The organism is Streptomyces sp. NPDC057543 (genome assembly GCF_042801895.1).
Lineage (GTDB): Bacteria > Actinomycetota > Actinomycetes > Streptomycetales > Streptomycetaceae > Streptomyces.
In genome coordinates, this window is the sequence record NZ_JBHVFF010000314.1 from 1 (window position 1) to 9,455 (window position 9,455).

11 protein-coding genes, 1 tRNA gene and 1 pseudogene are annotated in these 9,455 nt (G+C 70.2%); 6 read left to right on the forward strand and 7 right to left on the reverse strand.

Going from position 1 to position 9,455, the window contains the following annotated elements; all coding sequences use genetic code 11:
* Positions 1 to 15 precede the first annotated feature (15 nt).
* Positions 16 to 675, reverse strand: a complete 660-nt coding sequence (locus tag ACFU8Q_RS34995) for a hypothetical protein (protein WP_384462208.1) — start codon at positions 673 to 675, stop codon at positions 16 to 18.
* A 47-nt stretch (positions 676 to 722) separates the two neighbouring features.
* Between ACFU8Q_RS34995 and ACFU8Q_RS35000 the strand changes: the two genes are divergently transcribed.
* Complete coding sequence (locus tag ACFU8Q_RS35000; RefSeq protein ID WP_030918345.1) at positions 723 to 911, forward strand: DUF5703 family protein; 189 nt, start codon at positions 723 to 725, stop codon at positions 909 to 911.
* A gap of 87 nt (positions 912 to 998) precedes the next feature.
* On the opposite strand, the gene ACFU8Q_RS35005 is transcribed toward ACFU8Q_RS35000, so the two are convergent.
* The 3 genes from ACFU8Q_RS35005 to ACFU8Q_RS35015 form a co-directional block, all read right to left on the reverse strand.
* Positions 999 to 1,757, reverse strand: a complete 759-nt coding sequence (locus ACFU8Q_RS35005) for a chaplin (RefSeq protein ID WP_384462211.1) — start codon at positions 1,755 to 1,757, stop codon at positions 999 to 1,001.
* A gap of 137 nt (positions 1,758 to 1,894) precedes the next feature.
* Complete coding sequence (gene chpH / locus ACFU8Q_RS35010) at positions 1,895 to 2,128, reverse strand: chaplin ChpH (RefSeq protein ID WP_384462214.1); 234 nt, start codon at positions 2,126 to 2,128, stop codon at positions 1,895 to 1,897.
* Between the two features lie 186 nt (positions 2,129 to 2,314).
* Positions 2,315 to 3,640, reverse strand: coding sequence for a M20/M25/M40 family metallo-hydrolase (locus ACFU8Q_RS35015; RefSeq protein WP_384462217.1), 1,326 nt, complete (start codon positions 3,638 to 3,640; stop codon positions 2,315 to 2,317).
* Between the two features lie 184 nt (positions 3,641 to 3,824).
* On the opposite strand from ACFU8Q_RS35015, the gene ACFU8Q_RS35020 reads away from it, so the two are divergent.
* A tRNA-Leu gene (locus ACFU8Q_RS35020) sits at positions 3,825 to 3,909 on the forward strand.
* Positions 3,910 to 4,033: 124 nt separating this feature from the next.
* Positions 4,034 to 4,969, forward strand: a complete 936-nt coding sequence (locus ACFU8Q_RS35025) for a pseudouridine synthase (protein WP_384462220.1) — start codon at positions 4,034 to 4,036, stop codon at positions 4,967 to 4,969.
* A 13-nt stretch (positions 4,970 to 4,982) separates the two neighbouring features.
* Here the strand turns inward: ACFU8Q_RS35025 and ACFU8Q_RS35030 are convergent, their stop codons facing one another.
* Both ACFU8Q_RS35030 and ACFU8Q_RS35035 read right to left on the reverse strand, forming a co-directional pair.
* Positions 4,983 to 5,612, reverse strand: a complete 630-nt coding sequence (locus ACFU8Q_RS35030; protein ID WP_384462223.1) for an MBL fold metallo-hydrolase — start codon at positions 5,610 to 5,612, stop codon at positions 4,983 to 4,985.
* The gene (locus tag ACFU8Q_RS35035; RefSeq protein ID WP_384462226.1) at positions 5,612 to 6,697 is read right to left on the reverse strand and encodes an S-(hydroxymethyl)mycothiol dehydrogenase; all 1,086 of its coding nucleotides are present in this window, start codon (positions 6,695 to 6,697) and stop codon (positions 5,612 to 5,614) included. The genes ACFU8Q_RS35030 and ACFU8Q_RS35035 overlap by 1 nt, the downstream gene beginning before the upstream one ends.
* A 417-nt stretch (positions 6,698 to 7,114) precedes the next feature.
* Here ACFU8Q_RS35035 and ACFU8Q_RS35040 point away from each other — a divergent pair, with 417 nt between their 5' ends.
* A complete protein-coding gene (locus ACFU8Q_RS35040) occupies positions 7,115 to 7,726 on the forward strand; it encodes a helix-turn-helix domain-containing protein (RefSeq protein ID WP_384462235.1) in 612 nt (203 codons plus the stop codon).
* A gap of 54 nt (positions 7,727 to 7,780) precedes the next feature.
* On the opposite strand, the gene ACFU8Q_RS35045 is transcribed toward ACFU8Q_RS35040, so the two are convergent.
* Positions 7,781 to 8,482 (reverse strand): FadR/GntR family transcriptional regulator, encoded by a 702-nt coding sequence (locus ACFU8Q_RS35045; protein ID WP_384462229.1) that lies wholly within the window; start codon positions 8,480 to 8,482, stop codon positions 7,781 to 7,783.
* Between the two features lie 144 nt (positions 8,483 to 8,626).
* On the opposite strand from ACFU8Q_RS35045, the gene ACFU8Q_RS35050 reads away from it, so the two are divergent.
* Together ACFU8Q_RS35050 and ACFU8Q_RS35055 are read left to right on the forward strand one after the other, a co-directional pair.
* Positions 8,627 to 9,136: a gluconokinase gene (locus ACFU8Q_RS35050; protein ID WP_384462232.1), complete on the forward strand. Its 510-nt coding sequence runs from the start codon at positions 8,627 to 8,629 to the stop codon at positions 9,134 to 9,136.
* A gap of 11 nt (positions 9,137 to 9,147) precedes the next feature.
* Positions 9,148 to 9,455: pseudogene (locus tag ACFU8Q_RS35055) on the forward strand (gluconate transporter); the annotation flags it as partial.

Here is a 9,455-nt window from a genome sequence, read left to right on the forward strand (position 1 = left end):
CGTCCGACGGACGGATCAGGAGCTGTCCACCACCAGGCCGGCCGGCTCCTCGTCCGTTCTGTCCTCGTCGAAGACCGCGCTGACGTCGAAGCGGCAGACCACCAGTTGCGGATCCGCGTCGTCGAACGGTGCGCCGAGCCACTCCCCCGCCTCGGGAAGCTCTTCGGCCGCCGTGACCCAGAGCGTGGAGTCGCCCTCCTCTAGTCCGAACTCCGTGTGCCGGGAAGCGATCTCGTCGGGTTCGTACTCGCCGAAGAGCACTCCGAGCGCCGTGTGGACGCTGGAGCCGACGACCGCGGTGCTCCCGCCGCCGGGGTCGTCCGGATCGAGGTCGGCGATCCGCTGGGCCTGTGCGAGCAGCCTCGGCGGCTCCACCACGGCGTAGTCACGCCGGATGAGGACGCTGAGCGCGTTCGGCTCCTCGGGGCCGGCGTACGGCGGCAGGGAGTCCTGGGCACCGGGGATCTCGAAGGGGGTTACCTCGTCGTAGCGGTCGTAGAGCAGTTCGTCGTAGAACTCGGCAGCGGCGGCCAGTGCGTTGAACGCTTCATAGACGGCGGGATCGTCGTCCCCCGTCCGGCGTTCGACCGCCTCGAGGTGACGGTCGAGCGCGGCTTTGATCGCTTCGGCGGCGGCGCGTACCTCGGCAGCGGTGGGCTGCGCAGCATCAGACATGGTGCAGACGCTATCCGTAGACGGGCTCTGCCCGCACAATAGATGCGATGCCGGAATACGAATTTGTCGATGTGTACGTGCCGCGCGGGGTGTCCCGGAAGGAGACGGCCCGCCTGCTGACGGACCATGCCGAGTACGGGCACTGGGAGTTGGACCGGCTGACGCTGCGCCGTGACGGCAGCCGCAGAGTGCGGCTGCGCCGACGGATCATCCGCCAGCTACGGGCCACCTGGTGACGCCACGGGGCGTCCGGTGAAACGGAACGGGCCCCGCCGTCGCGGGACCCGCTCCTTTCGCCGTGCCTGCGTCGTCTCCTCGATCCGCTATGCGGACATCCGGGCGCGACGGTAGAGTACCGTGCCCGCACCCGCCAGCAGCAGGCCCGCGCTCGCCGGGACAAGGAGGCCGAGTCCGCCCGCTCCGGTGTGTGCGAGCTCGGCGACGCCCTGTGTCTCGGGTGCATTGTGCACGGTTCGCACTCCGGGTGCCGGGGGCTTGTCCTCGGTGACCGGGGTGACCGGCGTGACCGGCGTGACCGGCGTGCCGACCGGCGGCGTGACGACGTCCGTACCGTTTCCGCACTCGTTGCCGGAGGCGGGGTTGAGCAGTCCGCCGATGGTGACGCTGTTCCCACAGGCGTTCACGGGGATGTCGATGGGCACCGCGATCTTGTTGCCCGAAAGCACACCGGGTGAGCCCTGTGCGCTCCCCTCGGCCGTCGCCCCGCTTCCGGTGTCGCTCGTGACGGCCCGGTGCTTGCCGGTCCCCGCCCGGGTCGCCTGGGTCAGGTCGCCGGACACCTGGCTGCCCGAGGCGTGCCTGCCCGAAGCGGCGCTGCCCGAACCGTTTCCGCAGGCATTTCCCGCCGCCGGGTCGAGCAGTCCCACGACGCTCACGGAGTTGCCGCAGACGTTGACCGGTACGTGGACCGGGACCTGGACCGAATTCCCTGAAAGCACCCCCGGGGAATTCGACGCGTCGCCGGTCGCTCCGGCGTCGGCGTGCGCATAACCGCCGCTCAGTGCGAGGACTCCGCCCGCGGCCGCCATGGTGATCAGGCCTTTACGCGTGACCTGTCGCATACGTTGATTCCTGCCTTCTACCTTCCGGAATACCCCCGGACTTGACCGTACGGGGGCGGACTACCCAGCGGCCCCGGAGTGCATGGCGTGCACCCGGGGCCGACCGGATTCAAACCCTTACGGGTTGACGCACAACGTCAGCCGTTGACGCAGGTGTGGCCGAAGGCGGGGTTCAGCAGCCCGATCACGGAGATCGTGTTGCCACACACGTTCACCGGCACGTGGATCGGGGCCTGGACGACGTTGCCCGAGAGCACGCCGGGGCTGCCGACAGCGGCGCCCTGGGCACCGGAGTCGGCGACGGCCATGCCCGCACCGGCGAGCACCAGACCACCAGTGACAGCCGCAGCAGCGACGATCTTCTTGATCACTATTCCTCCTAGTTGGCAATGCGGTCCCAGCCGCGGACCGCATCACTTGTAACGAGGAAGAGGTAATCGGGCTACGAGCGTATGGTTCCTTTCACTCGTTCCGGTCACATACGCACACGCGGGCGATTATTGGCGCGGGGAATCGGCGGAAAATCAACGGCGCCCGGTCAGGAGCGCGGTGCGGACTCAGCAGTTGTCGATGAAACGGTCGAGCACGCGCACGCCGAACTGCAGCCCGTCCACCGGCACACGCTCGTCCACACCGTGGAACATGCCCGCGAAGTCCAGCTCCGGCGGCAGCTTCAGGGGGGCGAACCCGAAGCAGCGGATGCCGAGATCGTCGAAGGACTTGGCGTCGGTACCACCGGAGAGCATGTAGGGGACCGCACGCGCGATCGGGTCCTCCGCTTTCAGCGCGATCTGCATCGCGTCGACGAGCGAGCCGTCGAAACTGGTCTCCAGCGCCTTGTCCCCGTGCACGTCCTCGCGCTTCACCCGCGGGCCGAGGATCCGGTCCAGGTCGGCCAGGAACTCGTCCTCGAAGCCGGGCAGAAAACGGCCGTCGACGTGGGCGGTGGCCTGGCCGGGGATCACGTTCACCTTGTAGCCGGCGCCGAGCATGGTGGGAGCGGCGGAGTTGCGGAGCGTGGCGCCGATCATCTTGGCGATGCCGCCCAGCTTGGCGAGCGTGGCGTCCATGTCCTCCGGGTCGAGCGGGGTGCCGAGCGCGTCGGACAGCTCGTCGAGGAAGGACCGTACGGTCTTGGTCACCCGGACCGGCCACTTGTGCCGTCCCAGTCGTCCGACCGCCTCGCAGAGCTCGGTGATCGCGTTGTCGCCGTTGGTCATCGAGCCGTGCCCCGCCGTGCCGTCGACGGTGAGCCGCATCCAGTGCATGCCCTTCTCGGCCGTCTCGACGAGGTAGAGCCGCAGCTTCTCGTTCACCGTGAAGGAGAAGCCGCCGACCTCGCCGATCGCCTCGGTGACGCCCTCGAAGAGACCGGGGTGCTTGTCCACGAGATACCGCGCGCCGTACGTACCGCCCGCCTCCTCGTCGGCGAGGAAGGCCAGCACGATGTCGCGCGGGGGCTTGCGGCCGCTGCGCATCCGGTCGCGGACGGCCGCGAGGGTCATCGCGTCCATGTCCTTCATGTCGACCGCGCCACGGCCCCACACACAGCCGTCCGCGACCTCGCCCGAGAACGGGTGGTGCGTCCAGTCGTGGGCATTGGCCGGAACCACATCGGTGTGCCCGTGGATCAGCAGCGCGGGCCTGGACGGGTCCTCGCCCTCGATCCGCGCCACGGTCGAGGCCCGGCCCTTGTGGGACTCGAAGATCTGCGGCTCCAGCCCGACCTCGGCGAGCTTCTCCGCGACGTACTCGGCGGCGACCCGCTCTCCCGGACCCGAGTGGTCCCCGTAGTTACTGGTGTCGATCCGGATCAGCTCACGACAGAGGTCCACGACCTCGTCCTCGCCCGAGACGGTCCGGGCCGTGTTGGTCTCGCTCACACTGCTTCCTTCCACTGTCGCTGTGGTGCTCCCCCCTCATCCTCCCGTGCCGGGCCCGCGCGCCCAAGGCCCCCCACCCCTCGTCATGTGCCCTTCACGCCTCCCCCGGCGTGATCGAGCACCCCCGGATGTTTGCTATTGTTTTCCACGTCGGAACGGGCCGGGCCCGCGAGACAGACACCTTGTCCGGGTGGCGGAATGGCAGACGCGCTAGCTTGAGGTGCTAGTGCCCTTTATCGGGCGTGGGGGTTCAAGTCCCCCCTCGGACACAGATCGAAATGCCGATCAGGAGCGATCCTGGTCGGCATTTCGCGTGGTGCTCACGTGGTCGCCGTGGGCCACGAGACGAGGAGTCCGCACCATGTTCACCGTCGTACCGGCCGGCGGGCCCCGATGAGGGGGCGCGCGAAGCCCCCGTCGGCGCCGCTGGCGCAGCGGGACGGGATCGATCCGATGCGGCTGCGGCTCCCGGAGGATCCGGACGGGCGGTGGGCGACGGTCCGCGATCATCTGCTGGCGCGGTTCGCGGGGGCGATCGGGGCGGCGCGGGTGGACACCATGTTCGCCGAGGGCCGGTTCGTCTCCGTAGCGGGACCGGTCTGCGCCGACGAGCCGTACGCGGCGGGCCGGTACATCTGGTTCCACCGGGATTTCGCGCCTGAGGAACCGGTGCCGTTCCCGGTCGGTGTCGTCCACCGTGACGAGCACCTCGTCGTCGCCGACAAGCCGCACTTCCTCGCGACGACACCGCGCGGCCGGCACGTCACCGAGACGGCCGTGGCCCGGCTGCGCCGCGAGCTGGACCTGCCCGCACTGCAGCCCGCGCACCGGCTGGACCGGCTGACCGCGGGCCTCGTCCTGTTCGTCGTACGGCCGGAGGAGCGGGGCGCGTACCAGACGCTGTTCCGGGACCGTCTGGTGCGCAAGGAGTACGAGGCGGTGGCACCGTACGACCCCGGCCCGGCCTTTCCGCGGACCGTACGCAGCCGCATCGTGAAGGAGCGCGGGGTCATCGCCGCACGTGAGGAACCGGGCGAGCCGAACAGTGAGAGCCGGATCGAGCTCCTGGAGCACCGGGCAGGGCTCGGCCGCTACCGGCTGCTGCCCGCCACCGGGCGCACCCATCAGCTGCGGGTCCACATGAACAGCCTGGGGCTGCCGCTCGTCCACGACCCGGTCTATCCGGTGGTCCGGCCGGAGGGTGCGGCCGACGACTGGTCGCACCCGCTCCAACTCCTCGCCAGGGTGCTGGAGTTCACCGATCCGGTCACGGGCGGGCCGCGCCGCTTCGAGAGCGGGCTGCGGCTCGCCGCGTGGCCGGACCGGTGAGCGTCCGCGGTCGTCAGTGACCGCGGGCGATCCATTCGTCCAGGTGCGGGGCCTCCGCGCCGATGGTCGTGGAGTCGCCGTGTCCGGTGCGGACGGTGGTCTCCGGCGCCAGGGTGAGCAGCCGGTCCCTGATCGACGCGACGATCGTCGGGAAGTGGGAGAAGGACCGTCCGGTGGCGCCGGGTCCGCCCTGGAAGAGCGTGTCGCCCGTGAAGACGGTGGACAGCTCGGGGGCGTGGAGACAGACGGCGCCGGGGGCATGACCGGGGGTGTGCAGGACCCGGAGCGTCGTCCCGGCGATCTCCAGCTCCTGGCCGTCGGCCAGTTCGCCGTCCGGGGAGCGGTCCGGGTGGGTCTGCTTCCACAGCGGCAGGTCGTCGGGGTGGAGCAGGATCGGCGCGCCGGTGGCGGCGGCGAGAGCCGGGGCCGCGTCGATGTGGTCGTTGTGCGCGTGCGTGCAGACGATGGCGCGCAGCGTACGGCCGTTCAGCGCGGACTCGATGGCGGCGGCGTCATGGGCGGCGTCGATGACGATCGCCTCGGTGTCGTCGCCGACGATCCAGACGTTGTTGTCGACGTCCCACTCCCCGCCGTCGAGGGCGAAGGTGCCGGAGGTGACGAGGTGGTCGATGCGGGCGGCCATCAGAGGACCACCACCGAGCGCAGCACGTCACCGTCGTGCATCCGGGCGAAGGCCTGCTCGATGTCGCCGATTCCGATGGTCTCGGTGACGAACGCTCCGAGGTCGATCCGGCCCTGCTGGTGCAGGTCGATGAGCATCGGGAAGTCGCGCGAGGGCAGGCAGTCGCCGTACCAGGACGACTTGAGCGAGCCGCCGCGGCCGAAGACGTCGATGAGCGGCAGCTCCAGCCGCATCTCCGGGGTGGGGACGCCGACCAGGACGACGGTGCCGGCGAGGTCGCGGGCGTAGAAGGCCTGCTGGTACGTCTCCGGGCGGCCGACCGCCTCGATGACGACGTCCGCGCCGTTGCCGTCGGTCAGGGAGCGGATCGCCTCGACCGGGTCGGCGGAGCGGGAGTTGACGGTGTGCGTGGCGCCCATCGTCTTCGCCGTCTCCAGCTTGCGGTCGTCGATGTCAACGGCGATGATCTTCGCCGCGCCGGCCAGCCGGGCGCCCGCGATCGCCGCGTCGCCGACGCCGCCGCAGCCGATCACGGCGACCGAGTCGCCGCGGCCGACCTGACCGGTGTTGATGGCGGCGCCGATGCCCGCCATCACACCGCAGCCCAGGAGCCCCGCGACGGCCGGTGAGACCTCGGGGTCGACCTTGGTGCACTGGCCCGCGGCGACCAGGGTCTTCTCGGCGAACGCGCCGATGCCGAGCGCCGGCGACAGCTCCGTGCCGTCGAGCAGTGTCATCTTCTGCTTCGCGTTGTGGGTGTTGAAGCAGTACCAGGGGCGGCCGCGCAGACACGCACGGCACTGCCCGCACACGGCACGCCAGTTGAGGACGACGAAGTCGCCGGGCGCGACGTCCGTGACACCCTCGCCGACGGACTCCACCACGCCCGATGCCTCATGGCCGAGCAGGAACGGGAACTCGTCGTTGATGCCGCCCTGCTTGTAGTGCAGATCGGTGTGGCAGACGCCGCACGCCTGGATCTTCACCACGGCCTCGCCGGGGCCCGGGTCCGGGATGACGATCGTCTCGACCCGTACCGGCTCGTTCTTCCCCGGTGCGATGACCCCTTGCACCTGCTGCGACATACCCTGGTCTCCCTGTTTCCGTCATGTGGTGAAGATCGAACACGAACAACCGTACGCCCCATGAGGGTGTCACGGCGGCACGCCGCGTTGGCGGGAAGCGACCGCTGTCCACCCGGTGGAATGCACCAGTTTCGGTCAGATGGGGCGAATCGCTGAACTGCCCCGGGTTCCAAGGGGTCCTTTGATCCTCGCCGACCGGAACCTGGGCACCGACGAGGACGGCCGGCTCAACGGGCGGCTGCCGCACAAGACGACGGTGGTCCTGATCGACTTCTCGGCGCCGCCGGGTCCGCCTGGTCAACCGGGGCGGGCTCGCGGCGGGGGTGCCGGATCCGGCGGCGAGCGTGCCGTTCCCGCAGGTGATGGAGTTCCGCGTACGGGAGACGGGGCGGCGGGACGAGTTCATCGCTGCGGCTGATCGGCGAGCACGGGGCGGCGGCTCTCACCGTGCGACGGCTGGGTGCCGCGCTCGGCTGCGATCCGAGCGCGCTCCACCGGTACTTCCGGGACATGGACGACCTACTGCTCGCGGTGGCCGACGAGTTGATCGGCCGTGCGCTGCTCACCTGGCGGCCGACGGGTGACTGGCGGGCCGATCCGCGCACCCTCGGCCTGCGGATGTACGCGGACTGTCCGGCGCACCCCCGGGCGGCGATGCCGACCTGCACCCGGGCGACCGGCCGGACGCGTGAGATCCGGTCGGTGGAAGCGATCCTCGGGGTGTTGCGCGGGGCCGGGTTCCCGGATGCCGAGGCGGTGCGGATCTATCACGTCTTCGTGGACCAGACACTGTCGTTCGCGGCGCTTGACGCCTCCACGCCGGTGCTGCCGGAGCGGGCGCGCGCGCAGGAGGTGCAGGCCCGGCCCCGGACGTATGCCCGGCTGCCCGCCGAGACCCGTCCGAACATCGCCGCGACCGCCGGGGGGCTGGTCGCGGAGATGGACCGCAGCGGGTATCCGGCGGCGCTGGAGATGGTGCCGGCCGCGGCGACGGCGCGGCTGCAGCGCGTACGTAGGACGGCGCCGTAGGGACGGACAGCTCTCGGGGGCACGTACCGGCGGCCGCGGTACGGGCCTCAGGCCTCAGGGCGCGAGCACGTCCAGTTCGTGCAGGGCGCCCACCGCGATCTCCTTCGTCAGCCGTTCCGCCGCCACCGCGTCGCCCTCGCGCACCGCTTCGGCGAGCCGGACGTGGAGGGTGACCGCGGCCGGGTCCGGATCCTCGAACATGACCTGGTGATGGGTGCGGCCCGCCAGGACCTCGGCGACGACATCGCCGAGCCGCGCGAACATCTCGTTGCCGGAGGCGTTCAGCACGATCCGGTGGAACGCGATGTCGTGCTCCAGGTAGCCCTCCAACTGCTGGCCGCGCGAGGTGGCGACCATGCCGAGCGCGCACTCGGTGAGGGCCGAGCACTGCTCCGGGGTGGCGTTGCGGGCGGCGAGGCCGGCCGCGACCGGTTCGATCGCCGAGCGCAGAACGGTCAGGGAGCGCAGCTGGCGCGGGCGGTCGGCGCCGGCCAGCCGCCACCTGATGACCTGCGGATCGTAGACGTTCCACGCCTCGGTCGGCCGTACGGTCACGCCGACCCGGCGGCGGGACTCGACCAGGTGCATGGATTCGAGGACGCGGATCACTTCGCGTACGACCGTGCGCGAGACGTCGAAGCGCTGGGCCAGCTCGTCGGTACGCAGTACCTGTCCCGGCCGGTGCTCCCCCGCGGCGATCTCCAGACCCAGGGTGTCCAGCACATGTGTATGCAGCCCGGGGCCCTGTGTGGTCATGGGCACAGCCTACGGGGCTCCCTTCAGGAACAAAAAGTACGACGTTTACGTCACAACATCTTGAATAAGTCGTACGTATGGGTTTCAGTAGCGCGACGGACCGATGTCGAGGAAGACGTCGAAGTAGACAGCGAGGCACCACCAATGAGCACCCCCCACGTCGTCGTGGTGATGGGCGTCGCAGGGACCGGCAAGACCACGGTCGGCCCCCTGCTCGCCGCCGAACTCGGAGTTCCGTACGCCGAGGGCGATGACTTCCATCCCGCGGCGAACATCGCCAAGATGTCGGCCGGTATCCCGCTGGACGACTCCGACCGGTGGCCCTGGCTCGATGCGATCGGCCGGTGGGCGCACGGCAGGGCGGGGCTCGGCGGGGTGGTGAGCAGTTCGGCGCTCAAGCGGGTCTACCGGGACCGGCTGCGCGCCGAGGCCCCGGGTGCGGTCTTCCTCCATCTGACCGGCGACCGGACCCTGATCGAGAAGCGCATGGCGGAACGCAAGGGCCACTTCATGCCCACCGCACTGCTCGACTCGCAGTTCGCCACCCTGCAGCCGTTGCAGGAGGACGAGGCCGGCGTCTCGGTCGACGTGTCCGGCACCCCCGAAGAAATCACCCAGCGAGCCGCCGCCGCGTTGCGCCGGCTCGAAAACTAAGGATCACCACCGTGACCAGTCTCAGCGTCGAGACGCTGGCAGCGGACGCCGTCGAACCGATCACTTCGGCAGGCAACGCGCAGTTGGGCATCGCCGTGCTGGCGGGCATCGCCGTCATCGTTCTGCTCATCACCAAGTTCAAGATGCATGCGTTCCTCGCGCTGACCATCGGCTCGCTGGCGCTCGGCTCGTTCGCCGGCGCCGCGCCGGCGAAGACGATCGCCAGCTTCACCGCCGGCCTCGGCTCGACCGTCGCGGGTGTCGGCGTCCTCATCGCGCTCGGCGCCATTCTGGGCAAGCTGCTCGCCGACTCCGGCGG

Excerpts from the sequence above, each read along its gene's own strand:
- ACFU8Q_RS34995 (WP_384462208.1), bottom strand. The coding sequence starts at position 675 with ATGTCTGATGCTGCGCAGCCCACCGCTGCCGAGGTACGCGCCGCCGCC.
- ACFU8Q_RS35000 (WP_030918345.1), top strand. The coding sequence starts at position 723 with ATGCCGGAATACGAATTTGTCGATGTGTACGTGCCGCGCGGGGTGTCC.
- ACFU8Q_RS35005 (WP_384462211.1), bottom strand. The coding sequence starts at position 1,757 with ATGCGACAGGTCACGCGTAAAGGCCTGATCACCATGGCGGCCGCGGGC.
- ACFU8Q_RS35025 (WP_384462220.1), top strand. The coding sequence starts at position 4,034 with ATGAGGGGGCGCGCGAAGCCCCCGTCGGCGCCGCTGGCGCAGCGGGAC.
- ACFU8Q_RS35030 (WP_384462223.1), bottom strand. The coding sequence starts at position 5,612 with ATGGCCGCCCGCATCGACCACCTCGTCACCTCCGGCACCTTCGCCCTC.
- ACFU8Q_RS35035 (WP_384462226.1), bottom strand. The coding sequence starts at position 6,697 with ATGTCGCAGCAGGTGCAAGGGGTCATCGCACCGGGGAAGAACGAGCCG.
- ACFU8Q_RS35045 (WP_384462229.1), bottom strand. The coding sequence starts at position 8,482 with ATGACCACACAGGGCCCCGGGCTGCATACACATGTGCTGGACACCCTG.
- ACFU8Q_RS35050 (WP_384462232.1), top strand. The coding sequence starts at position 8,627 with ATGAGCACCCCCCACGTCGTCGTGGTGATGGGCGTCGCAGGGACCGGC.